The sequence below is a fragment of the Actinoplanes regularis genome, assembly GCF_900188005.1.
Taxonomy (GTDB): Bacteria; Actinomycetota; Actinomycetes; order Mycobacteriales; family Micromonosporaceae; genus Actinoplanes; species Actinoplanes regularis.
In genome coordinates this window covers 31,374-57,882 of sequence record NZ_FZNR01000018.1, presented here as the reverse complement: position 1 = coordinate 57,882, position 26,509 = coordinate 31,374, and the positions used below count along the sequence as shown (strand labels likewise).

Sequence of the window (26,509 nt, the reverse complement as noted above, 5' to 3'; positions counted from 1 at the left end):
TCTATCGAAGCGCCGCCGAGGGTCCCGGGCGGCGTTCAGTGCTGTCCGGCGACGACCCGATCGCGAAGTTCGCCGCCGGACCGGTGCTCCAGATCGGCTGTGTACCTGCGGTACGTGCCGTCGGCCGCCTTCGCGGCGTACATGGCGACGTCGGCGCGGCGCAGCACCTCGAACGGGTCGTCGGTGCCGGTGGCGTCGGCGATACCGATGCTTCCCCCGATCGGTAGCCGCTCGCCACCGACCACGGCGGGCCGGCGCAGCGCCCGGGACAGGCGGGTCACGATGGCGTCGCCCTCCGCGACGGTGGCCCCGGGCAGCAGGATGGCGAATTCGTCGCCGCCCATCCGGAACACCGCGTCGGTCTCGCGCAACTCTGCGGCGAGCCGCTCGGCGATGACGACCAGCAGCCGGTCGCCGGCCGCGTGCCCGAGCCGGTCGTTGACCGCCTTGAAGCCGTTGAGGTCCAGCACGCACACCTGAGGACAGCCGCCCTCCGTCGTGTCGGCGAGCCGCCGCTCGAACTGGCGGCGGTTGGCCAGGCCGGTGAGCGGGTCGTGCATGGCGAGGTCCTCCAACTGCGCCGCCTGCTTCTGCAACTGGCCGACGAAGCCGTACATGCGGGTCAGCACCAGCAGGAAGATCACCACCGCGCCGATACCCACCGAGGCCCAGGCGATCGGCTCGTGCCGCAGGCCCTGCAGGAACAACACCGCCGGCACCAACAGGGTGGCGCAGGCCAGCACGATCAACCGGCCTCGGCCGAAGCGGTCGCTCACCGGCTCGTCGCCGGCGGACTCCCAGCGCATCGACGGATGCAGCGCCGCGGCGGCCCAGCACACGTACCCGAGCAGGAAACCGCCGTTGATGACGCTGGCGACCTGACCGCCGGAGCTCATCGAGAGGGTCCACAACACGTCGCAGACCAGCGTGAGCGTGCTGCCCGCGGCCAGCATCAGCACACTCGGCGTGCGCCCACGCGAGCGGGTGAGCATGCGGGCCACGACTGCCAGCATCAGGACGTCGCACACCGGATAGCCGGCGCTGACCAGCCGCTCGAGCAACGGCGTGCCGCTCTCACCCAGGACCGGGATGATCAGGAAAACCCAATCGACCAGGCCGGCCGCGGTGCCGATGATCGCCGAGTCGATCAGACCGGCGGAGTCCCGGGCACCGCCGCGCCGGCGGGCCACGAGCAGCAGGCCCGCCCAGAGGAAGGGATACCCCAGGAAATAGAGCGCATCGTTCCAGTACGGGTACGGGCGCTCGCCGAGGAACCATCCGGTCACCTCGAACAGCACGTCACCGGCGACGAAGCAGCTGATGCCGATCGCGAAGACGTACCAGGACCACGGATCGGCCGGTCGCTGACGGCGTACCCCGGCGACCGTGGCGACGACCGTCGCGACGCCGATCGAGTAGTAGATGACGCTGGTCGGCAAGGAGTCGGTGGGCAGGAACGTGACGATCAGGCACAACAGCGCTCCCGACGTCACCCAGGTCCACCACAGCCGCATACCGGAGCGATCGGTACACACCGGCTACGCCTGAGTCGTTCCGGGTTGCGGCTGGAGTGCAGGCACCGACAGCTTCAGCGGGCCATCCTGGCGTGCGAGATCCGCAGGTGGTGCCCGACGCCCGGATGGGTCTGCGGGGCGGCGTGCACGGACGCCTCGGTCAGCCGCGGCACGTGAAGGGTGAGCTGACGCTCGGCGTCGGCGGCGATCTCGTGCGCGGCGATCAGGCTCAGGTGCGCGTCGACGACGACGGCGGCCTCGGCGTGCAGGCGGTGCCCGACCCAGCGCATCCGCAGGGTGGTGACGTCGCGGACGCCGGGGATCAACCGCAACTCCCGCTCCGCCCGGTCGACGATCTCCGGGTCGACGCGGTCCATCAGCCGGCGGCACACCTCGCGGGCGGCGTCCTTGAGGACGAGACAGATCGCCACGGTGATGCCCAGCCCGACCACCGGGTCGGCCCAGCCCCAGCCCAGTGCAGCCCCACCCGCCGCCGGCACGACCGCGAGGGAGGCGAAGCCGTCGGTGCGGGCGTGCAGGCCGTCCGCGACCAGCGCGGCCGAGCCGATCCGGCGACCGACCGCGATCCGATAGCGGGCAACCAACTCGTTGCCGGCGAAGCCGACCAGCCCGGCGGCGAAGACCCAGGGCAGGTGGGTGATCGGCCGCGGTTCGAGGAGACGTTGCCCCGCCAGGACCGCGGAGGTCGCCGCCGACGCGGCGATCACCAGCACGACGACGACCCCGGCCAGGTCCTCGGCGCGGCCGAAACCATAGGTGTACGCCCGGGTCGCGGCGCGGCGGCCGAGCCGGAACGCGATTGCCAGCGGTACGGCGGTGAGCGTGTCGGCGACGTTGTGCAGCGCGTCGCCGAGCAGGGCCACGGAGCCGGAGAGGTAGACGATGACGGCCTGGACGAGGGCCATGCCGCCGAGCACGAACAGCGAGATCCACAGTGCCCGCATCCCGGCCCGGGACGACTCGAGGACGGCATCGACCTTGTCGGCGCCATGGTGCGAATGCGGCGTCAGCAGGTGCCGGACCCGGCGCCATCGGGCGTGCTCGTGGTGATGCTCCATCCGTGCTTTCCCCCGATGCCTCGTCGCCGCCTGCCAGCACGCCCAAACTATGTGCTCGGACGCGCGTGCGACAACGTTGCATACGCCAGTGACCTGCAGAAACTTCCTTCGGGTGACAGTAGACGTGAAGTCAGGGGCGGAGGGCCTCGATGACCGGCGCGAACGCTTCGAGGTGCGGATCGTGGACGGTGTAGTAGCTGAAGCCGAAGCGTTCGCGGTTGCGGAGCACCTGTTCGGCCATCTCGTCGACGGTCCCGATGAGCAGGAACGGTGTCTCCAGCACCTCGTCGACGGCCATGTCGAACGTGAACTGCGCGGCGAGGCTCTCCGCGGCGGCGCGGCGGTCCGTGGTCTGCACCACCCTCTGCACCAGGATGTTCCATTCGATCTCGTCCGCCCGCGCACCGGCCTGCTTCTGGACGAACCGGACCCGTTCCTCGGCCTCGGCGGCGGTCCCGAGGCGGGACGTGCCGGGTTTCTCGCCCTTGACCTGGTAAATCCCGGTGACGGCGACGATGTCGGCCTGCTCGGCCGCCAGCTTCAGGACCCGGTCACCGTTGCCGCCGACGATCAGCGGTGGCCCGCTGTGGTGGAAGCCGTGCCGTTGCACCGGCTGCGGCGCCCGGCCACCCGGAAGCCCGGCCTGGTCACCGGTCCGGAACCAGTGCTCCAGCACCTGGATGGTCTCCGCCATCCGGTCCACGCGCGTCCCGAACGGTTCCCAGGCGACCCCGGCCGCGTCGAACTCGGATTTCATGTAGCCGGCGCCGAGCCCGACCTCGAGACGTCCGCCGGTGAGGATGTCCGTCGTGGCGATGTCCCGCGCCAGCAGGGCGGGATTCCAGAAGGCCGCGTTGAGCACCAGGGTGCCGACACGGAGCCGCTCGGTGGCGTTCGCGGCGGCGACCAGAACCGGGAACGGCGCCGGCGCGCCGACGTGGTCGGGGGCGAAGAGGGTGTCGTACCCGAGGCGCTCGACCAGCCGGCACCGGTCGATGAACGCCTCATGTGTCTCGACCCCGAACACGTTGCAGGAGAATCGAAAGTCACGCATGCGCCACAGTTCACCACAGGCGGCCGAATTCGGAAGATCAACTGTTTGTAGGGTTCCTCGGATGGGGATGGTGTTCTCGCTGGTGCTGCTGCTCGGGGTGCTCGGGTTCGCGGTGGCCCGCCCGGGGGGATTGCCGGAGGCCGTGGCCGCGGTGCCGGCCGCCGTGGTGGCGGTGGCCGCCGGGCTGGTGCCGGTCCCGGTGGCGTGGCGGGAACTGGTGGGGCTGGCGCCGACGGTCGCGTTCCTGGCGGTGGTGCTGGTGCTGGCGCACCTGGCCGACGAGCACGGGGTGTTCCGCTACGCCGCGGCGGTGGCCGCCCGGGCCGGTGCCGGTCGCCCCGGCCGGCTGCTGGTGGCGGTGTTCGCGGTGGCGTCCGCCGTCACGGCGGTGCTGAGCCTGGACGCGACCGTGGTGCTGCTGACCCCGGTGGTGTTCGCGGCGGCGTCACGGGTCGGCGCGCGGGCCCGGCCGCACGTGTACGCCTGTACGCACCTGGCGAACTCCGCCTCGCTGCTGTTGCCGGTGTCGAACCTGACCAACCTGCTCGCGTTCGCCGCCACCGGGGTCGGGTTCGCCGCGTTCGCCGGGCTGATGGCGCTGCCCTGGCTGGCGGTGATCGCTGTGGAGTATCTGGTGTTCCGGCTCTTCTTCGCCACCGACCTGGCCGTCGCGGCCGAGCCGGCGCCGGTCGAGCCCGTCCCGGCGCCCCGATACGCCCTGGTCGTGCTGGCGGTGACGGTCGCCGGGTTCGCGGCGGCCGAACCCGTCGGGGTACACCCGGCCTGGGTCGCCGCCGCCGGTGCCGTGCTGCTCGCCCTGCCCCGGCTGCGCCGGACCCCGGGCCGGGCCGCCGCCCGGATGCTGCGCGAAGCGAACCCGGCGTTCTGCGCGTTCGTGTTCGCCCTGGCCGTCGTCGTGCTCGCGGTGCGCCGCCACGGCCTGGACCAGATCGTGACCCTGCTGGCCCCGGACCGGGCGACCTTCGCCGGGTTGCTGGCGGCCGCCGGCCTCGCCGCGATCCTGGCGAACCTGATCAACAACCTGCCGGCCACCCTGGTGCTGGTGCCCGCGGTCGGTCACCATCCCGGGCTGGTGTTCGCCGTGCTCATCGGTGTGAACGTGGGCCCGAACCTGACCTTCTTCGGATCGCTGGCCACCCTGCTGTGGCGCCAGATCCTGCACCGGCGTGACGCGGCGCCGGACACCGCCGAGTTCCTCCGCCTCGGGGTGGCTACCGTGCCGGCGTCCCTGCTCGCCGGGGTTGCGACGCTGTGGCTGGTGCTGACAACCTCAGGGATGTCATGAAGATTCTGGTATGGCTGGCCGAGGGCACCTGGCGGGCGGGCGTGGACGCCGTCCGGTCCGTCCCGGCCGACGCCGAGATCGTCCTGGCGCACGTCGCCGACCCCGCGCTCGCCGCCGGTGTCGCCGCCGCCCGCGCCGGTCTGCTCGGCCGCGGCCGAGCCCCCGCCGGCGGTGGCGAGGCGATCGACCCCGCGGTCGAGGAAGCCGAACGGGCGTTGCTGGACGCGGCCCTGACGCGGCTGGGCCGCCCCGCCCGGCCGCTGCGGCTGCGCGGGCGCGCCGACCGGCAGGTGACCGCGGCCGCTGCGGACGTGGACCTGCTCGTCGTGGTCCGCGACGGCGACCACAGCAGGCTGGGACCGCACAGCCTCGCCCCACCCACCCGCTTCGTCGTCGATCACGCGCCTTGCCCGGTCCTGCTGGTCTGGCCCGACCGGCCGCCCGCGCTCGACACCATCGCGCCACCGCCCTGACCCGGGGGAGTGCGTCCACCTGTCTGCCTAAGCTGTCGCGGTGCCGCTGCTGACGTGGAACGACATGCTGCCCGGCCGGCCCAGGCGGGTGCTGGTCGCGGGAACCTCCGGTGCGGGCAAGACGACTCTGGCCACCCTCGTCGCCGAGAGCTGGCAGTTGCCGAGGGTCGAGCTCGACGCCCTGCACCACGGGCCGGACTGGCAGCCGCGTCCGACCTTCGTCGCCGAGGTCGAGGCGTTCGTCGAGCAGCCGGGCTGGGTCACCGAGTGGCAGTACACCTCGAAGCTCGGTGACATCCTGCAGAGCAGGGCGGACTGTGTGCTCTGGCTGGATCATCCCCGCTCCCTGGTGATGCGCCAGGTCCTCGGGCGCACGCTCGGGCGACGCCTTTGGCGCGAGCGACTGTGGAACGGCAACATCGAGCCTCCGCTCTGGACCGTGTTCACCGATCGTGACCATGTGCTGCGCTGGGCGTGGCGTACGCAGGGCGGCCCGGGAGAGCGGGTGGCGGCGCTGCTGGAGCGACGAGGACACGACGTCGTGGTGGTCCGGCTGCGAGGCCGCCGCCAACTTTCCCGCTGGGTCAGCCGCAACCTCGGCGAGCGCGATCGCTGACCGAAATTGAGTCAGTCGCGGCGGCGGGGGCCGGATGAGAGGCGGGCGATCGTCCACCAGACGCCCAGCGCCAGCAGGATCAGCACACCGGTGGGTGGCCGAGTCCGTGAACAGGGCCGGCGTAGTGCCCTGAGGCTCCCGTCAGCCGGGCGTATCGATCGGGCGCGGGCGCAGGACCATGAGCGCGTCCTCCGGGTTCGCCACCATGGCGAACGGGAACCGGTCGGCTTCCAGGCAGAGTGCGACGTCGTCGACGTGGATCCCGGGATGGCCGCGCAGCACCCCGTCCTTCAGGTCGGCGGCGGCCTGGGACTCGGCGGCACGGCGCAGGAAGCCGGCTACCTCCGTGCCCGGGTCGACGACCCGGCCGGCGATGTACTCAGCGCACGCCAGGTCCTCGTCGGCGCGTCCGTGGCCGCCGGTGACCACGAACGTGACGTCCTCGCCGTACGCCCGCAGCAGTTCGGCTGTCGCTCCCGCGACCGCGAAGCTGGCGCACAGCAGCAGCGAGGCGCCCCTGGCCGCGTGGACGCCGACCGTCCCGTTGGTCGTCTTCTGCACGACCGTCCGTCCGGTGAGGTCGATCGAGCTCAGCAGGCCCGGCGAGTTGACCAGGTCGAACCCGGGTGCCGGTGAACCGTCCTTGAGGGTGATCCAGTCCGGGTGGGCGGCCTTGAGGTCGAGGGCCTCCTCCAGCGATCCGGCGAGCACGATCTTCTCCGCGCCCTGGGCGAAGGCCCAGGCGGTCACCGTGAAGGCGCGCATGACATCGATGACGACAGCGACCGCCGGAACCTCGGTCATCTCGGCGATGCCGGCAAAGCGAGTGTTCATCCGAGAGATGATCTCGTATCCCGGGCCGCCGGGAGCGCCCGGTCAGGTCCGGCCGGAGGCGGGTGCGGAGGAGGAGCGGACGACCAGCTGGCAATCGACGGAGTGGACGCCGGGGGTGTGACCGTTCTCGATCGCCTGCAGCAGCAGCCGGCCGGCCTGCCGGCCCACCTCGCGCAGGTTCAGGTCGACGCTGGTCAGGGGTGGGCGGCACTCCTCGGCGATCGGGGCCCAGTTGTCGACGCCGACCAGGGCGACGTCTTCCGGGACCCGGCGGCCGGATTCGCGCAGACCGTCGGCGACGCCGCGGGCGATCGTGTCGCTGCCGCAGAACACCGCGTCCACGTCCGGGTGCTCGCGGGTGAGCGCGGCGGCGGCGAAGCGGCCCCACACCTCGCTCCAGCCGCCGTACCACGGGTCGCCGACCGGTTCGAGGCCGGCCGCTCGCAGCGCGCGGGACACCCCGGCGACCCGGGCGATCGCGGACGCGTGGCCGTGCGGGCCGGTGACGTGGGCGATCCGGCGCCGGCCGGTGCGTACCAGGTGCTCGATGGCGAGGACCGCGCCACCCTCCTCGTCGGTGACCACGCTGCAGTCGCCCTCGTCCGCGGAGCGGGCGAAGGCGTAGACGACCGGCACGGGCGCCCGGGTGATCAGCGGCGGGCGTGCCTCGGCGCGCCGGCCGGCCACGATGATTCCGTCGACCCGGCGGCCGAGCAGGCTGCGCACGTAGTGCTGCTCGCGGATCGGGTCGTCGCGGGTGTCGCAGACGAACGCGAGGGTCTCCGCCCAGCCGAGCGCGTCCTCCGCGCCGTGCAGGACCGGCAGGCTGAACCGGCCGTGGTGGTCGGTCATGATCAGGCCGACGGTGAACGTGCGGCCGGTGAGCAGGCTGGTCGCGACGGAGCTCGGGATGAAGCCGAGCTGCTCGGCGGCGGCCTGGACGCGGGCGCGGGTCTCCTCGCGCAGCTGTCCGCGATCGTTCAGCGCCTTGGAGGCGGTCCCGATGGAGACGCCGGCGAGGCGGGCCACGTCGGCGATGCCGGCCCGGCCTGAGGTTTTCCCTGGCACGAGCACACGCTACCGGCGGAAACCCTTTTCCTCAACCGCCTCCATTGACCACCGTGAACGTCCCTCGTAACCTGGCGGAAACCGCTGTCCCCCAACGGCAAAAACTTTCCGTACGCCCCAACGGAGACGAGCACTGATGAGACCCTCCCGGCTACTCGCCGCGATCGCCGCCGCCGGGCTGCTCACGGCCCTGCCCGCGGTCCCCGCCGCGGCCGCCGACGACCTGCCCGGCCCGGTGGTCGTCTACGACTTCGACCACGACGACCTGAGCGGCGTCATCACCGACACGTCCGGCCACGGACTCGACGGCACCCTGGTCAACGGCGGCACCGCGACGCTGACCGACGGCGCGCTGCGACTGCCCGGCGGGGCCACGAACTCGGCCGGCGCCTACGTCACGGTCCCGCGCGGCGTGCTCGCCGGCCGCACCGACCTGACCGTTTCCGTACGGGTCAACTGGGACGGTGTCACCGCGCCCTGGCAGTGGATCTACGCGCTCGGCAAGGACACCAGCCGCTACCTGTTCAGCACGCCCTACAACGGTGACGGGCTGCTGCGCACCGCGGTGACCTCGAACTACGGCGGCGCGGAGGCACAGGTCACCGGCGCGTCGGCGCTGCCGGCCGGGGTCTGGAAGACGCTCACCGTCACGCTCGACACCACGGCCGACCGGATCACCACCTACCTGGACGGTGTCGCGGTCTCCTCGGCCGCGACCACGGTCAGCGCCGCCGACCTGCTCGACACCGCGACCGGGATCTCCGGCTACCTCGGGAAGTCGTTCTACGCCGACCCGCTCTTCGGCGGGGCGGTCGACGACTTCCGCGTCTACGCGAGCGCGCTCACCGCCGAGCAGGTCGCGACCGTCCACGGCGGTGCCCTGCCCACGCTGGAGGGGCTGGCGCAGACCGATTTCGAGGTACGGACGACGATCGGCGTGGCGCCCGCCCTGCCGGCCACCGTCCGCGGAACGTTCTCCGACGGGTATGCCCGCGACGTCCCGGTCGCCTGGGCCGCCGTCGACCCGTCCCGGTACGCCCAGCGCGGAACGTTCACGGTGAGCGGCACCGCGGCCGGCCGGGCGGTGACCGCCACCGTGACCGTCCTCCGCGAGGGCGAGATGACCATCGACCTGGCGAAGTCCACCGGCCCGTTCCACGGCGGCGCCGCCGGCTCGCTCTACGGGCTGTACGGCGACGGGGTCCCGACCGGCAACCTGATCGAGGGCATGCACCTGCGCACCGTCTCGACCAAGGCGCAGGACGGGCCGCAGCACCCCGGCGCGGACGCCCTCGAGGTGGTCAAGCCGCTGGCCGACAGCACCGGCGGCGACGTCTACATCTACATGACCGACATCCACCGCGGCTTCCCCTACCAGTGGCCGGGCAGCACGCCCGCGGAGAAACTGGCGACGTACCAGCGGAAGATCGGCGAACAGGTCGACCAGGTGCTGACCCTCGAACCGCGATACCAGCGGCACGTCGTGTTCGTGCCGTTCAACGAGCCCGAGGGCAACATGTTCGGCACCGGCGAGTGGAGCTACAACGGCGTGAGCTGGCTCAGCGACCCGGACGACTACTTCGCCGCCTGGGACGCCGCCTACCGCCTGATCAAGGGGAAGATGCCCGCGGCGCGGATCGCCGGGCCCAACACCAGCGTGCTCTACACCCAGATCCAGGACTTCCTGCGGCACACGCGGGCGGCCGGCACCGTTCCCGACGTGATGACCTGGCACGAGCTGAGCCACCCGGAGAAGGTGCGGCAGGACGTCGCCCTGTACCGCGAGTGGGAGGCCGCGATCCTCGGCCGGGAACTGCCGATCAACATCAACGAGTACGCGTTCAACTACCACACCTCCGTACCCGGGCAGATGATCCAGTGGATCTCCGCGATCGAGGAATCCAAGGTCGACGCGGACATCGCGTACTGGAACATCGACGGCAACATCTCCGACTCCGCGGTGCAGGCCAACCGCGGCAACGGGCAGTGGTGGCTCTTCAACGCTTACGGCGGCATGACCGGGGACACCGTCCAGGTCACCCCGCCGTACCCGGGACGCAACTACACGCTGCAGGGCGTCGCCACCCTCGACCGGCATCGGAAGCAGGCCCGGGCGATCATCGGCGGGGCGACCAGCGCCGGGTACATCCGGTTCGACAACGTGCCGGCCGCCGTCTTCGGCGCGACGGTGCACGCTACGGTCCGGGAGATCCCCTGGACCGGCCAGGTGGGCGACTCGGCGCAGCCGCGGCTGCTGGCCGAGACGGATCTGCGGGTACGCGACGACGCCGTCGCCGTGGAGTTCGACGGGACCACGCTGCCGCGACTCGCGGACTCCTCGGCGTACGAGATCATCCTCTCGGCGGGCCCGGCCCGGCAGCAGTCCGGCGCCGTGCCGACCACCTGGAGCGGGTCCTACGAGGCCGAGAACGCCACCTACACGGGCGGCGGCTACAGCCGGAACGGCCCCGAGGGGTCGACCTCGGACGTGTCGAAGTTCTACACCTCGGGCGGCTACGACGTCGGCGGACTGCGGACCGGCAGCGACGGGGTGCTCGACTTCACCGTGGACGTCCCGGCGGACGGCACCTACGACCTGAGCGTCTTCGCCAACTCGCTCAACACCTACAACCTGGTCCGGGAGCAGGGCCCGACGAACGTGTTCCTGCGCGTCGACGGCGCCGCGGAGCAGGAACTGTTCCTGCCGCTCGGCTACAAGTGGGTGGTCTGGGACCACACCGACACGAAGGTCACGCTCAGCGCGGGCCGGCACACGATCTCCCTGGCCGCGAAGAGCCTCGACGGCACGAAGGCCACCAAGGGCGATGCGATCCTGGACCGGATCACCCTGTCGCTGCCGAACCCGGCGGCGGCCAACGCCCACTATCCGGCGGCGCGGGCGGAACTCACCCTCGCCACCCCGGTCGCCGACCGGATCTCGCTGCGGCGCGGCGGCACGGCGACGTTCTGGGTGTACTCGAAAGCGGACGCGGAATCGACCCTCGACGCCGGGATCCGCTCCGGGGCGGCGTCGGTGACGGTGAACGGCATCGCCGTACCGGCAAAGGCCGCCGTCTCGCTCTCCGGCGGCCTCAACAAGATCGTCGTCACCGCGAAGATCAACGGCACGACCCTCGACCGATTGACCGTACGACCGTCCGCGCACCTGCCGTCGATCGTCCTGGAAGCCGAGTCGGCGGCCCGGACCGGCACCGCCGCGGTGGTGCCGAAGTCACTGGCCGCCGGCGGCGCCGCGGTCACCGGCGTCGGCAACGGGCCGGCGAACACACTCACCTTCACGGTTCCGGCCGCTCGCGCCGGCACGTACGCGCTGCGGATCCGCTATGCCAACCCGGAACAGGCCGAGGCGACCCACTACAACCCGGATCCGCTGGCCCGGCACGCCGACATCTCGATCAACGGCGGCGCGGCCAGGCGGGTGCTCTTCCCGCACAGCTTCCACGACAACAACTTCTGGGAGCTGACCGTCCCGGTCACCCTGCGCCGCGGCGGCAACGAGGTCACGTTCTCGTCCGCCGAACTACCCAATTTCGACGGTACGACCTACGCCTCGCAGACGTGGCCGGGCGTGCTGCTGCGCTCGGCGTACGCGCCGGTCCTCGACCGGGTGACGGTCACCCCGTACTCGAAAGCCCTGTCCCGCTGACCGCGAGGCGGCCCGGCGCTGAAATGCCGGGCCGCTGCGGCCTCGGCCCATCGGATCGTCACCGAAGGACGGCTTCGATGAGGTCGGCGGCGCGGGCGGCACCGCCGTTCGCGCGCAGCTCCCGCTTGATCTCCGCGCTCCGGGCGGCCACCGCCGGATCCGTGGTGAGCCCCAGCAGAGCGGCGCGCAGATCGTCCGCGGTGACGGTCGCCGAGTCGACGACCCGGCCGACCCCGAGGGCGGCCAGCTGCTCGGCGTTGGCGAACTGGTCGGCGGCCTGCGGAGCGGCGATCATCGGCACACCGCAGTAGAGGCCCTCGCTGCTTCCACCCATGCCGGCGTGGGTGAGGAACGCGTCCGCCTGCTTCAGGATCGCCAGTTGTGGCACCCACGGGTGCACCTCGACGTTGCCGGGCACGGCGCCCAGCTCGGCGGGATCGACCTTGCTTCCGATCTGCAGGACGGTGTGCCAGGCCGGCAGCGCGCCGAAGGCGGCGATGCAGCGCCGGTAGAAGTCGGGATGCTGGGTGAAGGTGGATCCCAGCGACACGAGCAGCACTTTCTCGGCGGTGGCCGGCCTTTGCCAGTCGCCCTGCGCCGACCGGGCGCCGAGGATCGGGCCGACGAAGTCGTAGACGCCCGGGTCCACCCGGTCGGCCTGCGGTTGCAGCGCGCGGGGGATGAGGGCCAGGCAGCGGTCCGGCCGGCCCTGGAACGCGATGCTGTCGGTGCTCGACGATCCGCTGGCGGAGAGCCACGCGGAGAACCGCCGGTAGTAGTCGGCGCCGCGCGGATCAGCGCGGAGGCCCTCGATGGCGGCGGCCATGTCCTGTTCGTAGCCGTCCCACGCGACGAAGGTGGAGGAGAGCTGGACGGCCGGGATGCCCCATTGCTCGGCGAGGATGCGCGCCGGTGCTCCGGCGATGTCGTAGAGGAACAGGTCGGGGCGGTCGTCGGCGTACGCGGCCCGCAGTTGGGGAAGCATCGCGATCGCGTCGTCGAGAAAGCGGGTCAGGTGGTCGATCTGATCCCCGGTCCAGTCCTGGTCGGTGCTGGGCAGCGTCGACTCGTACGGCTTCAGTTCGGCTCCGGTCTCGCGGATCGTGCCGGCGAAGGAGGCCGCGTTGGCGTAGGTGACGCGATGGCCGCGGGCCACGAGGGTACGCACGATCTCCAGGCTCGGGTTGACGTGTCCGTGGGCGGGGATGCTGACCATGGCGATGTGCGGCATGCGGGTTCCTCTCCGGGGCGGTGCGAGACGAGACGGTCCGTCTCGCTATGGCAGTCGGAACCGTAGCATGACGCGAGACGATCCGTCTCGTCTCGGTTGCTGTAGGGTCGGCCCCGTGACCGCACCCCGCCGCAACGAGCGTTCCCGCCGGGCGATCCTCGCCGCGGCCCTGGAGCTTCTCTCCGAGACGAGCTATCCCGACCTGACCATCGAGGCGATCGCGGCCCGCGCCGGCGTCGGCAAGCAGACGATCTACCGCTGGTGGCGCAGCAAGGGGATGGTCATCCTGGAGGCCCTCGTGGACTCCGCCGGAGAGCCCGGCGACATGGCTCTGCCCGACACCGGCGACCTGCGGGCCGACCTGCGCACGGTCCTTCGTGCCACCGTCGCCGAGTTCGCCGATCCCAGACTGTCGGCCACCACCCGAGCGATCACGATCGAAACGCTCGCCGACGACGACCTCGCCGAGCAGGTCCGCGATCAGCTTCTGCGACCCCAGCTCAGCGCCGTGCGGGAGCGGCTGCGGGCGGGCCGGCGGGCTGGGCAGGTCCACGAGAGCGTGGACCTCGACCTGGCGGTCGAACTGCTCTTCGGGCCGATCTATCACCGCTGGCTGCTGCGCAACGGGCCGCTCACCGAGGCGTACGCGGACGACCTCGTCGACCTCGCCATGGCCGCGATGGCCCCGGGGCGGAGCCGGCTCGAGGCGGCGCCCTGAGGCACGGGAGACCACGCCCCAGCGCGAAGGCATTTGACGCGGGTGGCATCATCACGACCATGATCAATAGAATCGAGCCCTCCGTCCGCCGGTGAGCGTGACGACCGAGCCTGGGCTGCTCGGACCCCAGATCACCCTGTTCGACCACGCCCTGCGTCTGCACCAGCGGGATCCTGACGCTGTTCTGCCGCGCGACGGCGAGCCGTACCCGGACGACGAGCGCTACCGCTCGCGGACCCGGCCGGAGATCGATCCTCGTCTCGTCGGGGCCGACGTCGCCGCCATTCTCGACCGGCACCTCAGCCGACCCGACGCACCACCGAGCGAACTCGCCGGCGCGCTGCAGGGCGTCTTCGTCCCGATCCATCGCAACGAACACATCGAGGCCGCGGCGCTGCGCGCGGATCGGCGGCGGGTGCGGCAGGCCGGCCACTGGCTGGTACGGCACGGCACGGACCGAGATGTCGTCACGGTGGGGCTGGCACTGCTGGCCACCGACCGGACCGAAGGCGACATCCCGCTGATCCGAACCATCGGCCTGCTGTCGAACTCGTTCGGGGCGCTGGCCGCGGAGGCGCTGCAACGCCGCCACCGCGGCGGTTCGGAAGCGCTGCTGTGGCTCGCCGAGCGGGTCTCCGGCTGGGGCCGGGTCTACGTCGTCGAGGCGCTGTGCCGCTTCGGTGCCGGCAACTCCCGGGCCTGGCTGCTGCGGCACGCCTGCGACGGCGACTTCCTCGACGGCTACTTCGCCGGCAAGGTCGCCACCGCGGCCCACCTGCACGAAGCGATCACCGGCGCCGATGTGGACGACGATCTGATCGACCACACGGGCCGGCTCCTGAAAGCCATGGCCGACTGCGGTGGCATGAGCACGACCCTCGAGCACTACCCGCCGGCACCCATCGTCCTGGCCACGCACGCTGATCACCTCGGTCGGCAGGCGCCGACGGTGGCCCGGTACCTCGATGCCGCGGTCATCGCCGACCATCTGACGGCCAAGCCGCCGCAACGATCCGGATGCACGGTCGAGCAGCGGGATCGCATCGTGCGGCAGTACCTGGCGGCGCTCCAGCAGCCTGACTGGTGCGATGCGGTCCGTGCGGGCCTCGACCTGAACGGTGACTTCGCCGCCTGGTTCGCCGAGAACGTGGCAGCGCGGCTGAACCTTCGCGCCTTCGCTGATCCGGCGGGGTGACTCCGCGGCGGCCCGGCGCCCTCGAGGGGGTGCCGGGCCGCCGTGAACCGTCAGGTGTTGTTCGCGAGAGCGATCAGCCTGCTGCGGTCACCGTTGAAGTAGTTGCGGTCAACGGCACCACTGATGCCGGCGACCGAGCCGCTCGACGTGTACTGCCAGAAGCTGTGGTACGGGGCTCCGGCCGGCAGGGTGCCCGGCGCGCTGGCCCACCGGGCGATCCACAGCGGATGGTTGGCCCACGGGCCGCTCCAGTTCCCGGTGCAGCTCGTCCACCAGCTGGTCGTGGTGTAAATGACCGCGTACCGGGTGGTGCGGCTGCGGTAGGTGCTGAGGAAGTCCGAGATCCAGGTGCGCATCGAGGCCTGGCTGAGGCCGTAACACGAGGTGCCGTACGGGTTGGCTTCCAGGTCCAGGGCGGCGGGCAGCGTGCGGCTGTCCGCGGACCAGGCGCCGCCGTTGCTCGCCAGGTAGTTGGCCTGGGCCGCGCCGGTGGAGCGGTCCGGCAGCGCGAAGTGGTACGCGCCCCGGATGACACCGGCGTTGTAGGCGGCGACGTAATTCGTGTTGAAGTTGGGATCCTTGAAGCTGACGCCTTCGGTGACCTTGATGAAGGCGAACTCGATGCCGGCGTTACGTACGCTCGTCCAGTTGATCGAACCTTGGTAACGGGACACGTCGATGCCGGCGGTGGTCGCGGCCTGGGCCGGCGAGGGGGAGACCAGCAGGGTGGCGGTGATCGTGGCCGCCAGGGTGAGCAGTCCGGCTGCGAGTCGGGGTAGCGACCGCCGGGCAACGGGGGAGGTGGTCATCGTTCCTCTCGGGGGATGCGAGGGCGGATTAATGATCCATCTCTATACATGAATGCCATTTGGGTGGCAACACCCTTGATCGATTTGGGTGTGTCGCGCCTGACCTAGTCGTAAGTCAACTAGCTGTGCGACTCGTTTCTTGTGCTGAGAGGGATGTACGCTAGTCAACATGTCATACGACACCTCCGTAGGCATCATTCAGCGGCACAATGAGTTCGCCGAATGGTGGTGCGCCTCTCTCGGCCTGCCCCCTCCCAAGCCGTGGACCGAAGAGGATGAGTCGCGGTTCCAAGCCTGGATCGACGACGGAAATCGCCGGGCGGCAGAGTTCTTCGCCGGGCGTGGCAGCGAGGCCGCATGACCGGGAACCTCAGTGCTCGAAGCGCAGATTGTCCTGAACGCCGCCACGTCGACGTGGGATCACCTGCTGGCCGGCCGGGTCCTTGAGCCTCCGCTCGTCGGGCACGCCTCGATCGAGGCGGGTGACCTGGCCCGGCCCCGGCTGGAGAACTATCCGATGCACCGGGTGCTGACCGGCCCACCGATAGTCGGACAGGTGCTGCGTGAGGCGTTTGCGATGAGCGGCGCGATCGTCACCGCCATACCGGAGAACTACGGTGGCCATAGCGTGCTGCTGACCGTCATCGAGTAGACCCGCTGGGCGGGCGGCCGTTGTGGCGGGCGGCGTCGAGAGTTTGCCGCGTCCCCGACCATGGGTCGGGCAGACCGGGGCGTGCTGCCGGCGGGGACGCGTACAGCCAGTCGAGCCGGTCCAGCAGGTCGTGTTCCGTCCAGGCGGCGAGCATCGCGTCGCGCTTGTCAGCGGCTGGGCCGGAGGGGTGGTAGATCTCGCGGCCGAGGTAGCGCGAGGTCTGTTGCACACGCCGGGTGTGTGCACTCCGCCGCGCGGTGTAGTGGGCGAAAGCTGGGATCGGAGCCTGCTCGGCAAGAGCGTCGCCCAGGCAGACCGCATCCTCCAGCGCCTGGCAGGCGCCCTGCGCCGCGTACTGCAGCATCGGGTGGGCGGCGTCGCCCAGCAGGACGACTCGACCGTCCTGCCATCGGTCGCTCGGGTCCCGGTCGCACAGGACCCAGGCCTTCCAATCCTGGGCGAGGGTGATCAGGCGGCGCGGGGAGGGGTGGAGGTGCCCGAAGTTGGCGGCCATCTCGGCCGGCTCGACGGGGCGGCCGGCGACGGGCTGATCCGCCCCGGTGTCCCGGGTCAGCACCAGGTTGACCAGGGTGGATCCGGCGATGGGATAGTGCACGACGTGGCAGCCGGGGGCCGCCCACAGTGTGACGGCGTGCCCGCGCAGGTCCTCGGGCATCCGGGCGGCGGGGATCACCGCGCGGTAGGTCGTGTGGCCGGAGACTCTCGGCGGGCCGTCCCCGACGAGTTGCCCGCGTACAGCGGAGTGCAACCCGTCCGCGCCGATCAGGCCCACGCCGCGGAGCCGCCTGCCGTCCGTGAGCGTCACGGTCACACCGTCGTCGTCCTGGTCGTACCGCTCGACCCCGTTGTCGGAGCACAGGTCGACCGCGTCGCTGGACCGGCAGGCTTCGAGCAGTGCGCGATGCAGATGACCACGGTGCGCCACCGCATAGGGGTGGCCGTACCGCTTCCGGAAGGTCGTTCCCACCTCGAGCCCGGCGATGAGGTGGCCGGTCAGGGCGTCCATGAGCCGGAGCCGGTCGACGAAGACGGCCCGCTCGGCAACCGAATGGGTCACTCCCAGTTGCTCGAGGGCCCGGAACGCGTTCGGGCCCAACTGGATACCGGCTCCGAGCTCGCCGAACTCCGGCTGCCGCTCCAGGACCACAGCCCGGTACCCGGCTCGGACCACGGCGAGCGCGGCCGCGAGCCCGCCGATCCCCCCGCCGGCGATCATCATGGTCGACATCGTCTTACGAGTGTGGCGTCTTGGTGCCTGAGCAAAGTGATCCGAGGTAGGCGCTGACCGTTTGGCCTGAGGAGGAACGGTCAGCCGAGGCCGTCGCCCATGGCTTGCCGTTGCGCATCGCCACGTAGGTTTGCCTTGCCGAGTCCACATAGCCCTCCCGGACGTGGCGCCAGGTCACCGGCTGTTCGAACTGGGCCGCCAGGGCGGCCAGCGCGGTATCAGCGGTCTTCCCGTCCCCGGGCCGATAGACCCAGTCGATGAGAGAGCTTTGCGGTGAGGAACAGCCGAGAGCCGCGAGATCTCCCGTGTGCCATGCGCCGGCCGGGTCCAGCACCTCGATCGCCACCGGGGCGTCCTGGCTGCTCCCGGTGTCGTACGAGCAGTTCAACTCCATCCGCCCTGGAGCAGCACCGAGAATCAGGACGGTCCCCGAATCCACCGGATCGCCTCCGCTCACCCCTGCCCGCTGGTCCTGGTTGTAGTTGAGGTAGACACCGGACTTCCCGGACGTGTTCTGGACGCGAAGGTGCACGCCGTCGCGCTGGGCTGCGAACCGGGTCGCCGAGACCCTGGTGCCGGCCGGGGAGCAGACGACGTCCACCACCTCGGCGGCCACTGGCACAGGGCTCGGCGAGGCGGCCTGGTCGGCGCGCGTGGCAGGTGGGGTGGAGGTGCCGCATCCCGTGGTGATCCCCAGCGCCACCACGATCACGATCCTCGCGATGGGTCTTCTCATGTCCTGGCCCCGTTCGTCAGTGTCCCGCCGTCCAGCGGTCGCTTCTGGAACCGGTAGGACGCGCGTCCCTCGCCCAGGGTTCCCGATACGACGAACCGTCGTGTCGTTCGGCGAACTCGGCGCCGTCGAGGCCGATCCCGACGACATCGGTGCAGCGCGGGGAAATGCCCACCTAAAGCGTGAACTTAAGGGCGCTAATCGATCATGTCAACGGCCATGGTCCGGTGTCCGCGGCCGCCGCGATGTCGTGCCGGCGCTCGACGAAAGGCGGGGCTCAGGTCGTGGAGCGGCTCAGCGCGCGTGTGCGACCGTACTCGGCGAGGGCGTGGAAGGCGGCCTTGGGCGTCCACGAGCCGTCCGGCAGCACTCGCACGATGCCGCGCGCGGCCAGGTCGAAGTCGTGCTCCGGGTCGTCGGTGGTGGGTAGGTGCCGGTTCGCGAAGGTGTAGACGAACGCCGCCTCCACGCCGCCGGCCTCGTAGTCGCGCAGCAGGTCGACGATGTAGCGGGCCTGGCCCTGCTCGTCGCGCTCCAGCGTCGCGGTCAGCTCGGCGGCGTGACCGTGATCGTCGTACGTCACCGGCTCCGCCCCGCCCGCGACGTCGGCCGCGCCGCGGAAGGTGCAGCAGCCGAATTCGGTCGCGGCGTACGGTCTGCCCTGGCCCACGGCGGCCGCCAGGGTTTGCGGGAACGTCGCGGCGCTGGTCGCGTCGCGGTAGCCGGCGTCGCTGGCGATGATGTCGAACAGGGCCCAGTCGACATCCTCCAGCGGGATCGAGGCGTAGCCGATCGGTCCGCCGAAGCGTTCCCGTACCGCGGGCACCGCCTCGGCGAGGAAGTCGCGTACCGCGGCGCGAGCGGCCGGGATCGCCTCCCGCATCCGCATCGGATCGGTGAACAGGGTCAGGCGCTCGGCCAGGTCGCGGCCGGGCAGGAAGCCGTCGGTGAACATGGAGATCTCGGAACCGGTGAGGTAGACGACCGAGGCCCCGTCGCGCCGCAGCCGCTCGGCGCGCTCGGCACCGTCGAGGACGAACGCCATGAGGGCGTCGCGGTCGAGGCCGTTGGTGAACGGGCAGTACCACACCTCGAGCCCGGCCTCGGCGGCGAACCGCGCGGTCAGCTCGAGCCGGTCCTGGACCCCGCCGGTGATTCGCACCGCGTCGCAGTGCAGCTCGTCGCGGATGACGCGCAGGTCGCGCCGCACGGTCGCGGGGTCGAACGGCTCGTGGGTGGTGGAACCGGCGCTCACGAATCCGGTGTCGTAGTTCATGCCGAACACGCGCATCGGGGAATCTCCTCGCTCGTAAGGTACGCGGCGTACCTTATAGGGTACGTCCAGTACCCTGCAACGGTGAGCACGAGGCGCCGGGGTGCGGAACTCGAGTGGGCCATCCTGCGGGCGGCGGCGGAAGAGCTGCGCGAGTCCGGCTACCCGGGGATGACCATGGACCGGGTCGCCGCCCGGGCCGGGACCAACAAGAACGCCATCTACCGCCGGTGGCCGCACCGGGCGGCACTGGGTGTCGCGGCGTACCGCCACCTGACCGACGCCGTGATGCCGGACCCGGACACCGGCGCGCTGCGCGGCGACGCTCTCGAGATGCTGCGACAGGCGAACCAGACCTGGTCCTCGCCGCACGGAGCGGTCCTGCGCGGCCTGCTCGCCGCCGCTGTCGACGATCCGGAGCTGCTCACCCTCATGCGTGAGGGGTCCGGCGCGGACACCATGGACCGTGCCTGGCTCACGATGATCGAACGGGCCGTGGCCCGGGGTGAGGCGCCGCCGGCCGCCGCGCACCATCGGGTGGCGACCACGCCGATGATGCTGCTGCGCGCCGAGTACGCGATGCGCGGCGTCCCCTCGGTGCCCGATGAGGTGCTGATCGAGATCGTGGACGAGGTGTTCCTGCCCCTGGTGCGTGGCCGCGGCTGACACGGCATCGGCCGGGGGTCGAGTGCTTCCGGGAAGCTGACCGGGACTGGTCGCATGACATCTAGGCGTACGACTTCCTTTGTTCAAGTCAGGACTGTACGCTCGTCAACATGTCAGACGACACCCCTGAAGAAATCATCCGGACCCGGGAGTTCGCTGAAAGCTGGTGCGCTTTCCTCGGTCTACCCCCTCCGAAGCCGTGGACCGTCGAAGACGAGGCGCGCTACCAGGCGAAGAAAGCCGACACCGACCGACGGGTGAGGGAATGGGTTGCCCGGCGCGAGAGCGAGGCCGCATGACTCTGGAGCCTCCCCGGATCCTCGACGCATCCGCGCTGGTCCAGCTCTTTCACGGGCATCCCGACCTGATGAAGATCCTGAAAGACTCGGATCTCGGCCAGTTCAGCGTGGCGGCTCCGGCAGGCGCCGTCCTTGAGGCGCAGGTGGTTCTCAAGGCGACCACGTCGATGTGGGATCACTTTCTCGCCCACCGGGTCTTCGAGTTGCCGCTCAGTGGACATGCGTCGGTCGAGGCGGGGGACCTGGCGCGGTCCCGGCTGGAGAACCATCCGATGCATCGGGTGCTGACCGGGCCGCCGATGGTAGGGCAGGTCCTGCGTGAGGCTTTCGCGATGAACGGCGCGATCGTCACCGCGATCCCGGAGAACTACGGCGGCCACAACGTGGTGCTCGCCATCCTCGATTGAGGGCCGACGCGCGCTTTGCGTCGTACCGGAAAATTGTTCTGACCGGAAAGGGTCCGCCCGCCTCGGCTCGGCGATATTGGACGGTCTGCCGGGTCGAGGCGAGCGCGGCCGTGGGCGGTTGTCTGGGTCAGCGGGTCTGCGGAATAGCATGCGGGCATGTGGATCGTGGAGCTGACCTTCACCGAAGATCCTGAGCGGCTCGCCGCCCGGCCGGCGCACCGGGAGCTGCTCACCGCCCTGCACGAGGCCGGCACCGTGCGGATGGCGGGGCCGCTCGCCGACGACTCCGGTGTCCTGTCTCGTTGATATCGAGGCAGTCTTGTTACTGAAGATGTCAATTTCTCACGAGCATGTCGCCGGACATTTCGGTTGCGACATCTTCGTGAGAATTGATGGTCTAGCAGCAGTTGACCTCGTGGAACATCACGCATACGCCTGTTCCAGGACAGCCAGGTCGCGGTTGGCGAATTGCACGTGCGCCCACTGGTCATTGACGATGACTTGCACGCACTTAAGCGCCGTGCGTTCGGCGGGTGGAGGGCAGCCGATCGCGGTGTTGGGCCTCCGCACTCGGTCAAGCTCCTCCTGCGTGACCTGCGCCAGATACGCGCGCAGATCGGCGATCCGCTCGTCGCGCACGGCGAGGATTTCGCCGAGGGTGGGCGCGGCCGACTCGTCGATGCCGAACTCGGCGCCGTTGGTGGTGAACGATGCGGGCACGCCGATCGGATGGAACGGGTTCGGGCGAAGGGCTGCCGCGTGGCCATACCAGGCGTCCACGACGAAGATCGTGTGGCGCAGGGTTTGGGCGAGTGACCATTCGTCGTTCACTGATCTGTAGACGGCTTCCTCCGGCAGCGCGCTCGCGCGTCGGACCGTCGCGTGCCACAGCTCCTCGATGACATCCACCGCGTCGCGCGCCGTCTCGGGTGTGGTCGGCCGCAGTCGCAGCCGTTCGGGGTGCAGGCGATCCAGCTCGGCTTCGACCAACGGCTTGACCTCCACGCCATTAATCCGTAGCCCGTCGATCGCTCCGTCGATGTCGGCGTTGAACAGCAGCACGCCACGCATCCGGGCTTCGCTGAGATCAACCTCGCGGAAGGTGGCGCTGGCCATTGACAGGTCGATGAACTCCGCGCCCGTGTAGTCGGACTGCTGCACGAATCTCGTCATCGGCGCATTGTAGGAGCCCGGTATGACAAGACCACCAAATCAAGATCCAGCGTCACACGCGGCCAGCGTGCCACAACCGCGCCTTCTCCCGCCTCACCAAATCGAGCCCTGGACTCGCCAATCAAACAAGATGCGTCGGCGCAGAGGATGCCATTCCCGACGGTTGCCTCAAGATCAGCAAGACGCGGCAATTGGCCGCCTGTCGCACCTATCTGAGGCACCGCAGCTCAGCAAGCTGCTCACGCCTCATGATCAACGATACGGGACATCCGGGGCGGTCATCATCCTCGACACCCTGGATCCGGAGGCTGTCATCGCGGTCGATCCCTACTTCGCCACGCCCGGTGTCACGGTTGCGAGCGTCCGTGAGTGGCGGCCCTTCCTCGCCTGATCGTCCGTTCGAACGCCTCGTGGGCCAGGTTCTCGGCAACGGCCGCGGGTCGAGGAGGCAGGGGCGCGCTGTCTCGACGTCGTACGTGAGAATCGACGACCATGATGACGCGGGTGGAAGCGGAGAACCTGGCCCGGCGGATGTACGCGGCGGCGAGCGCCGGTGACGTCGCCGCCGTCGATGAGATCTTCACGGTGGACTTCTTCAGCCATCCGATGCAGACCCGTGGCCGGGAGCACATCCGGACCGCTTGGCAGGCGATTCTCGGAAAGTTTCCGGATCTGCAGGTTGAGGCGCAGGACATCCTGGTGGATGGCGACCGGGTTGCGGTGCGGGGCCGGATCCGGGCCGGTGGGCAGGATGCGACGCTGATGGAGATCTTCCGGGTGGCCGACGGGCGGATCGCCGAGCTGTGGGGCGTGAGCAGCCTCGCGCTGCGCTGAGGGCTATTCCGGTCGGGGCGGGTATCCGATCTCGGCGAGGTCCTCGGTGAGGTCGGCGACCAGAAGATCCGGGTTCAGGCGGCGGACGAGCTCATCGGTCAGCGGGCGCAGGGCGAAGATCTCGCCGATCGTCGCCAGATCCATCGTCGTCTCGTAGTAGTCCTCGGCGAACTGCTGGTACGCAAGCGGCGTGCCTTCCATCAGCACGTGGAACAGCCGGTCGGCGCCATCCGGGTCGTCCCTGTCCGGGAAGTCGACATCTCCGGCGTGCCACCGATCGTCGTCGTGCTGCCGCCACAGGCACACGGTCGCTTCCAGGGTGCCCTTGAAACTGAACGCCGGCTCGTTGACGCAGCCGGAGAAGACCTGCGGCACGGTGTCGACCAGTCCCGGCCAGAGATCACCTGGACCAGCGCACCGGGCCATCGGTGATTCGTGGTCGAAGCCGCGGATGAACGCGCCGGCCCGCGAGAACACGATCGACCACGCGTCGCCTGATCCGTTTCTCATGGATGCCATCTGCTCATCCGGCGCCCAGCGAGTGTCAAACGAGTAGTAGCGGTACTCCCAATCAGGGCTGACGATCGCGTCCAGCGTCGCCAACGCCTGACATCGCCGCCGAAGCGCCGGCAGGTCCGGCAGGGCGCGCGCTACGTCGTAAACGGTCACCGGCATATCTAACCTCGGCGCCGATGGTTTCGATCCGGAAGGCACGGCTTGTCATATTCCGTTATCGGAATATGATGGTGGGCATGGCACGAGCAGCGACGACGTCGGACGCATTCAACGCGATCGCCGAGCCGCAGCGCCGGGACATCCTGGCGCTGCTGCGGGCGGGTGAGCGGCCGGTGACCGACCTGGCCCAGCAGCTGGGGATGAGCCAGCCGCAGGCGTCCAAGCACCTGCGGGTGCTCCGGGAGGTCGGGCTGGTGCGGTTCCGCGGGGAGGGCAAGCAGCGCCTCTACGGCCTGGACGCCCGCGGGCTGCGGCCGATCCACGAGTGGGTCGGCGGCTTCGAGCGGTTCTGGAACGAGAGCTTCGACCGGCTGGACAGCTACGTGCAGGACCTCAAACAGACACGACAGGGGGAGTGATCGATGGCAGGGGAAACGCGGGCACAACCGGCGACGACCGACCGGGAGATCGTGCTCTCCCGGAGCATCGACGCCCCACGGGAGCTGGTGTTCGAGGCGTTCACCGAGGTCCGGCACCTGTCGCGGTGGTGGGGCCCGACGGGGTTCACCACCACCACGCGGTCCTTCGAGTTCCGCGTCGACGGGGTCTGGGATTTCGTGATGCACGGGCCGGACGGGACCGACTACGCCGAATGGATCACCTGGACCGAAATCGTCCCGCCGGAGCGGATCACGCTGTCGCACGGTGAGTCCCGCGACGACCCGAACGCCTTCGAATCGGTCCTGACCTTCGAGCCCGACGGTGCGGCGACCCGGATCGTGATGCGCACGGTGTTTCCGACGAGACAGCTGCGCGACGAGGCGATCGAGAAGTATCACGCGGTCGAGGGCGGCCGCCAGACCCTGAGCAGCCTGGCCGCCTACGTCACCGAGATCGCCCGGAAGGGGGCGGAGGGCTGATGGCCGGAAAGGTGTTCTTCAGCGTGTCGATGTCGCTGGACGGCTTCATCGCGCCCGAGTCCCCCGAGGAGCTGATGGGGCGGCAGTGGATGGAACTGCAGCAGTGGATCTTCCCGCTGCGCTTCTTCCGGGAGAACCTGAAGCTCGGCGGGGGCGGCGAGGAGGGGCGCGACAACGACATCCTGCGGGAGACGTTCGAGCGCACCGGCGCGAGCGTGATGGGCAAGCGCATGTTCGACGCCGGCGAGCGGGCGTGGCCGGAGGAGGCGCCGTTCCACACGCCGGTCTTCGTGGTGACGCACACCGAGCGTGACCCGTGGGAGCGGCCGGGCGGGACCACCTTCCACTTCGTCAACGACGGCATCGGGGCGGCGCTCGACCGGGCCCGCGAGGCCGCCGGCGACCGCGACGTCCGCGTCGCCGGCGGCGGTGCGACGATCCTGGAGTACGTGAACGCCGGCCTGGTCGACGAGTTCTCGATCGCGCTGTCGCCCGTGCTCTTCGGCGCCGGCATCCGCCTGTTCGACGGTGTGGACGCGTCCAGGGTCGCGCTGGAGCCGGTCCGTTCGGAGTCGTCGTCGCGGGTGACGCACCTGACCTACGCCGTACACCTGCGGAAGTAGCCTACGAAGGCCCCGCCGCCGGCGGGGCCTTCGTTCGTCCGTGGGTCAACGCTTCTCGCAGGCGATGCCGTCAACGTCGCGATCGGACTTCTTGTTCGCCAGGTACAGCGGGTTGGACACCTTGAAGTTGGTGACCTTCTTCGTCGTCCCACGCACCTTGTCCGTCGCGCCCTTGCGGCCCACACCGTGCGGGTAGACCCTGTTCAGGGCGGTGCAGTTCAGATACGTCTTCGCCGCGGCCTCGGCCGGGACGGTGACGATCGCGGCCACGCCGCCGAACACCAGAGCCGTGGCGAGACCGCCACGGATCACCATGCGGATCATCTGTCTCCTCGATGAGTGGATGGGCACGAACCGTATCGATCGCCCACGAACACGAAAGAGAACCCTCAGGTCGACAAATGCGGCGTGAACCGTTAGGGGACGGTGCGGTGCGCCGCGTCGCTCACGGCCGCGCAGACCTCCGGTCGCTCCAGAACGTCGGTGCTGTCGCAGATCTGGTCGATAGAGCCGACCGGCGCCCGGCCGTCGAGCAGGGCTTCGGCGAAGCGACCGGCGCCGATCACCGGATAGCCACGGTCGAAGAACGGCCGGCGCCGGGTCTGCAGCGGCGGGCAGAGTCGCAGGGCGTTCTGCCGGCGGGCGGCCTCCTCATAGGCGGCGCAGAGCGCAGCGGACCGGCGACCGGCCTCGTCCGCCGACAACGCGCCGGCGAGGTCCGCCGCCACCGGATCGCTTCTGATCGCGACGGACAACCACTTCTGGTACGGCGGCCAGCGCCGCTGTTGCAGCAGGAACAACCGGGCGAGATCCCGGACCAGGCGGGCCGCGACCATCCGGGATCCCGGGTCGTCGCCGATTTCCGCGGTACGGCCGACGAACGCCTCCTCCTGGCCGATCCGCGCCCACTGGCAGCCCAGCACGTACCGCCAGAGGTCGTCCGGATACCAGGACCACCGGCGGCGTACGGCGCCCAGTTCGCCCTCCGGATCGTGGAAGACCGCGCCGCCGGTGAGCTCGGCGAGCCGCTGCCAGGGCACGGCCAGCCAGCCGGGGTCGGCACCGATCCGGTCGCGCAGCCACGTCCCGAGGCCGGTGATGGTGACGTAGTGGTTCACCGGGCCGTCGGTGTCGGCCATCGAGCGGACCCGGGCGCCGGGCGGGACGAAGTTCGTCGGCCAGCCCAGGAAACGCTTCGGCAGCCGGTCACGCAGGCGTTCGTCGAGATCGCCGGGGTCGTCGAGGAACAACTCGACGCGCGGGCCCCAGTCGTGGTCGGTGGACCGCTCGGTGTCGAAGCCGAGCACGTCGCTGCCGGGGCCGATCCGGGCGGCGAGGTGCGGGCGGCCGTCGAGCAGCGGGCGGACCGCTTCCCGGTAGAAGCGGCGGGCAAGCTCCACGCCGGGGCGAAATTCGGGCATGCGGCCGGTCTACCATCCGA

General features: G+C 70.3%; 30 protein-coding genes. 16 read left to right on the top strand and 14 right to left on the bottom strand.

Annotated elements, in window-relative coordinates:
- Positions 1–35: 35 nt before the first annotated feature.
- The 3 genes from CHC09_RS33650 to CHC09_RS33640 form a co-directional block, all read right to left on the bottom strand.
- Positions 36–1,493 carry a GGDEF domain-containing protein gene (locus CHC09_RS33650; protein WP_089297399.1) on the bottom strand — a complete coding sequence of 486 codons (1,458 nt, stop codon included), beginning with the start codon at positions 1,491–1,493 and terminating at the stop codon, positions 36–38.
- A 95-nt stretch (positions 1,494–1,588) separates the two neighbouring features.
- Entirely contained in the window at positions 1,589–2,593 is a 1,005-nt protein-coding gene (locus tag CHC09_RS33645) for a cation diffusion facilitator family transporter (RefSeq protein WP_089297305.1), read from the bottom strand.
- Between the two features lie 130 nt (positions 2,594–2,723).
- Positions 2,724–3,647 carry an LLM class F420-dependent oxidoreductase gene (locus CHC09_RS33640; protein ID WP_089297304.1) on the bottom strand — a complete coding sequence of 308 codons (924 nt, stop codon included), beginning with the start codon at positions 3,645–3,647 and terminating at the stop codon, positions 2,724–2,726.
- Positions 3,648–3,708: 61 nt separating this feature from the next.
- Between CHC09_RS33640 and CHC09_RS33635 the strand changes: the two genes are divergently transcribed.
- From CHC09_RS33635 to CHC09_RS33625, 3 genes are read left to right on the top strand one after another with little or no spacing between them, the layout of a single operon-like run.
- A complete protein-coding gene (locus tag CHC09_RS33635; RefSeq protein WP_089297303.1) occupies positions 3,709–4,953 on the top strand; it encodes an ArsB/NhaD family transporter in 1,245 nt (414 codons plus the stop codon).
- Positions 4,950–5,426 carry a universal stress protein gene (locus CHC09_RS33630; protein ID WP_089297302.1) on the top strand — a complete coding sequence of 159 codons (477 nt, stop codon included), beginning with the start codon at positions 4,950–4,952 and terminating at the stop codon, positions 5,424–5,426. Before CHC09_RS33635 ends, CHC09_RS33630 begins: the two co-directional genes overlap by 4 nt.
- 40 nt (positions 5,427–5,466) lie before the next feature.
- Positions 5,467–6,042: a P-loop NTPase family protein gene (locus CHC09_RS33625; protein ID WP_203833290.1), complete on the top strand. Its 576-nt coding sequence runs from the start codon at positions 5,467–5,469 to the stop codon at positions 6,040–6,042.
- A 141-nt stretch (positions 6,043–6,183) separates the two neighbouring features.
- Here the strand turns inward: CHC09_RS33625 and CHC09_RS33620 are convergent, their stop codons facing one another.
- Both CHC09_RS33620 and CHC09_RS33615 read right to left on the bottom strand, forming a co-directional pair.
- Positions 6,184–6,876 carry a 2-phosphosulfolactate phosphatase gene (locus CHC09_RS33620; RefSeq protein WP_089297301.1) on the bottom strand — a complete coding sequence of 231 codons (693 nt, stop codon included), beginning with the start codon at positions 6,874–6,876 and terminating at the stop codon, positions 6,184–6,186.
- Between the two features lie 42 nt (positions 6,877–6,918).
- The gene (locus tag CHC09_RS33615; RefSeq protein ID WP_239138635.1) at positions 6,919–7,944 is read right to left on the bottom strand and encodes a LacI family DNA-binding transcriptional regulator; all 1,026 of its coding nucleotides are present in this window, start codon (positions 7,942–7,944) and stop codon (positions 6,919–6,921) included.
- Positions 7,945–8,080: 136 nt separating this feature from the next.
- On the opposite strand from CHC09_RS33615, the gene CHC09_RS33610 reads away from it, so the two are divergent.
- Positions 8,081–11,611 (top strand): LamG-like jellyroll fold domain-containing protein, encoded by a 3,531-nt coding sequence (locus CHC09_RS33610; protein WP_089297299.1) that lies wholly within the window; start codon positions 8,081–8,083, stop codon positions 11,609–11,611.
- Between the two features lie 58 nt (positions 11,612–11,669).
- Here the strand turns inward: CHC09_RS33610 and CHC09_RS33605 are convergent, their stop codons facing one another.
- Positions 11,670–12,842 carry a macrolide family glycosyltransferase gene (locus CHC09_RS33605; RefSeq protein ID WP_089297298.1) on the bottom strand — a complete coding sequence of 391 codons (1,173 nt, stop codon included), beginning with the start codon at positions 12,840–12,842 and terminating at the stop codon, positions 11,670–11,672.
- Positions 12,843–12,957: 115 nt separating this feature from the next.
- On the opposite strand from CHC09_RS33605, the gene CHC09_RS33600 reads away from it, so the two are divergent.
- Positions 12,958–13,560 (top strand): TetR/AcrR family transcriptional regulator, encoded by a 603-nt coding sequence (locus tag CHC09_RS33600; RefSeq protein WP_239138634.1) that lies wholly within the window; start codon positions 12,958–12,960, stop codon positions 13,558–13,560.
- 91 nt (positions 13,561–13,651) lie between these two features.
- Complete coding sequence (locus tag CHC09_RS33595; RefSeq protein WP_239138633.1) at positions 13,652–14,755, top strand: hypothetical protein; 1,104 nt, start codon at positions 13,652–13,654, stop codon at positions 14,753–14,755.
- 50 nt (positions 14,756–14,805) lie between these two features.
- On the opposite strand, the gene CHC09_RS33590 is transcribed toward CHC09_RS33595, so the two are convergent.
- Complete coding sequence (locus CHC09_RS33590; RefSeq protein WP_089297295.1) at positions 14,806–15,564, bottom strand: GH25 family lysozyme; 759 nt, start codon at positions 15,562–15,564, stop codon at positions 14,806–14,808.
- A 169-nt stretch (positions 15,565–15,733) separates the two neighbouring features.
- Here CHC09_RS33590 and CHC09_RS45625 point away from each other — a divergent pair, with 169 nt between their 5' ends.
- Together CHC09_RS45625 and CHC09_RS33585 are read left to right on the top strand one after the other, a co-directional pair.
- Positions 15,734–15,925 carry a hypothetical protein gene (locus tag CHC09_RS45625; RefSeq protein ID WP_143232748.1) on the top strand — a complete coding sequence of 64 codons (192 nt, stop codon included), beginning with the start codon at positions 15,734–15,736 and terminating at the stop codon, positions 15,923–15,925.
- 12 nt (positions 15,926–15,937) lie between these two features.
- Positions 15,938–16,216, top strand: a complete 279-nt coding sequence (locus CHC09_RS33585; RefSeq protein WP_089297294.1) for a hypothetical protein — start codon at positions 15,938–15,940, stop codon at positions 16,214–16,216.
- Here the strand turns inward: CHC09_RS33585 and CHC09_RS33580 are convergent.
- The 3 genes from CHC09_RS33580 to CHC09_RS33570 form a co-directional block, all read right to left on the bottom strand.
- Positions 16,206–17,465, bottom strand: coding sequence for an FAD-dependent monooxygenase (locus CHC09_RS33580; protein ID WP_089297293.1), 1,260 nt, complete (start codon positions 17,463–17,465; stop codon positions 16,206–16,208). The two genes, CHC09_RS33585 and CHC09_RS33580, sit on opposite strands and share 11 nt — an antisense overlap.
- A gap of 4 nt (positions 17,466–17,469) precedes the next feature.
- Complete coding sequence (locus CHC09_RS33575; protein ID WP_089297292.1) at positions 17,470–18,201, bottom strand: hypothetical protein; 732 nt, start codon at positions 18,199–18,201, stop codon at positions 17,470–17,472.
- Between the two features lie 274 nt (positions 18,202–18,475).
- Entirely contained in the window at positions 18,476–19,489 is a 1,014-nt protein-coding gene (locus tag CHC09_RS33570; protein ID WP_089297291.1) for a glycoside hydrolase family 113 protein, read from the bottom strand.
- A 66-nt stretch (positions 19,490–19,555) separates the two neighbouring features.
- On the opposite strand from CHC09_RS33570, the gene CHC09_RS33565 reads away from it, so the two are divergent.
- From CHC09_RS33565 to CHC09_RS46700, 4 genes are all read left to right on the top strand, one after another.
- Positions 19,556–20,137 (top strand): TetR/AcrR family transcriptional regulator, encoded by a 582-nt coding sequence (locus tag CHC09_RS33565; RefSeq protein ID WP_089297290.1) that lies wholly within the window; start codon positions 19,556–19,558, stop codon positions 20,135–20,137.
- 110 nt (positions 20,138–20,247) lie between these two features.
- Entirely contained in the window at positions 20,248–20,436 is a 189-nt protein-coding gene (locus tag CHC09_RS45620; RefSeq protein WP_143232747.1) for a hypothetical protein, read from the top strand.
- On the top strand, positions 20,433–20,843 hold the full coding sequence (locus CHC09_RS33560; protein ID WP_089297289.1) for a hypothetical protein: 411 nt from the start codon (positions 20,433–20,435) through the stop codon (positions 20,841–20,843). Before CHC09_RS45620 ends, CHC09_RS33560 begins: the two co-directional genes overlap by 4 nt.
- 156 nt (positions 20,844–20,999) lie before the next feature.
- Positions 21,000–21,149 (top strand): YciI family protein, encoded by a 150-nt coding sequence (locus CHC09_RS46700; RefSeq protein WP_179277391.1) that lies wholly within the window; start codon positions 21,000–21,002, stop codon positions 21,147–21,149.
- Between the two features lie 117 nt (positions 21,150–21,266).
- Here the strand turns inward: CHC09_RS46700 and CHC09_RS33555 are convergent, their stop codons facing one another.
- Positions 21,267–22,016, bottom strand: a complete 750-nt coding sequence (locus CHC09_RS33555; protein WP_089297288.1) for a DinB family protein — start codon at positions 22,014–22,016, stop codon at positions 21,267–21,269.
- Between the two features lie 492 nt (positions 22,017–22,508).
- On the opposite strand from CHC09_RS33555, the gene CHC09_RS33545 reads away from it, so the two are divergent.
- The gene (locus tag CHC09_RS33545; protein ID WP_089297286.1) at positions 22,509–22,850 is read left to right on the top strand and encodes an ester cyclase; all 342 of its coding nucleotides are present in this window, start codon (positions 22,509–22,511) and stop codon (positions 22,848–22,850) included.
- A gap of 3 nt (positions 22,851–22,853) precedes the next feature.
- On the opposite strand, the gene CHC09_RS33540 is transcribed toward CHC09_RS33545, so the two are convergent.
- Entirely contained in the window at positions 22,854–23,525 is a 672-nt protein-coding gene (locus CHC09_RS33540) for a hypothetical protein (protein WP_089297285.1), read from the bottom strand.
- A gap of 77 nt (positions 23,526–23,602) precedes the next feature.
- On the opposite strand from CHC09_RS33540, the gene CHC09_RS33535 reads away from it, so the two are divergent.
- The 3 genes from CHC09_RS33535 to CHC09_RS33525 are packed head-to-tail and all read left to right on the top strand — an operon-like array spanning position 23,603 to position 25,068.
- On the top strand, positions 23,603–23,944 hold the full coding sequence (locus CHC09_RS33535) for an ArsR/SmtB family transcription factor (RefSeq protein WP_089297397.1): 342 nt from the start codon (positions 23,603–23,605) through the stop codon (positions 23,942–23,944).
- A 3-nt stretch (positions 23,945–23,947) separates the two neighbouring features.
- Positions 23,948–24,445, top strand: a complete 498-nt coding sequence (locus CHC09_RS33530; protein WP_089297284.1) for an SRPBCC family protein — start codon at positions 23,948–23,950, stop codon at positions 24,443–24,445.
- Positions 24,445–25,068 carry a dihydrofolate reductase family protein gene (locus tag CHC09_RS33525; protein WP_089297283.1) on the top strand — a complete coding sequence of 208 codons (624 nt, stop codon included), beginning with the start codon at positions 24,445–24,447 and terminating at the stop codon, positions 25,066–25,068. The genes CHC09_RS33530 and CHC09_RS33525 overlap by 1 nt, the downstream gene beginning before the upstream one ends.
- A gap of 45 nt (positions 25,069–25,113) precedes the next feature.
- On the opposite strand, the gene CHC09_RS33520 is transcribed toward CHC09_RS33525, so the two are convergent.
- Entirely contained in the window at positions 25,114–25,392 is a 279-nt protein-coding gene (locus CHC09_RS33520) for an excalibur calcium-binding domain-containing protein (protein ID WP_089297282.1), read from the bottom strand.
- Positions 25,393–25,484: 92 nt separating this feature from the next.
- Positions 25,485–26,489 carry a DUF4037 domain-containing protein gene (locus CHC09_RS33515; protein ID WP_089297281.1) on the bottom strand — a complete coding sequence of 335 codons (1,005 nt, stop codon included), beginning with the start codon at positions 26,487–26,489 and terminating at the stop codon, positions 25,485–25,487.
- Between the last annotated feature and the right edge of the window lie 20 nt (positions 26,490–26,509).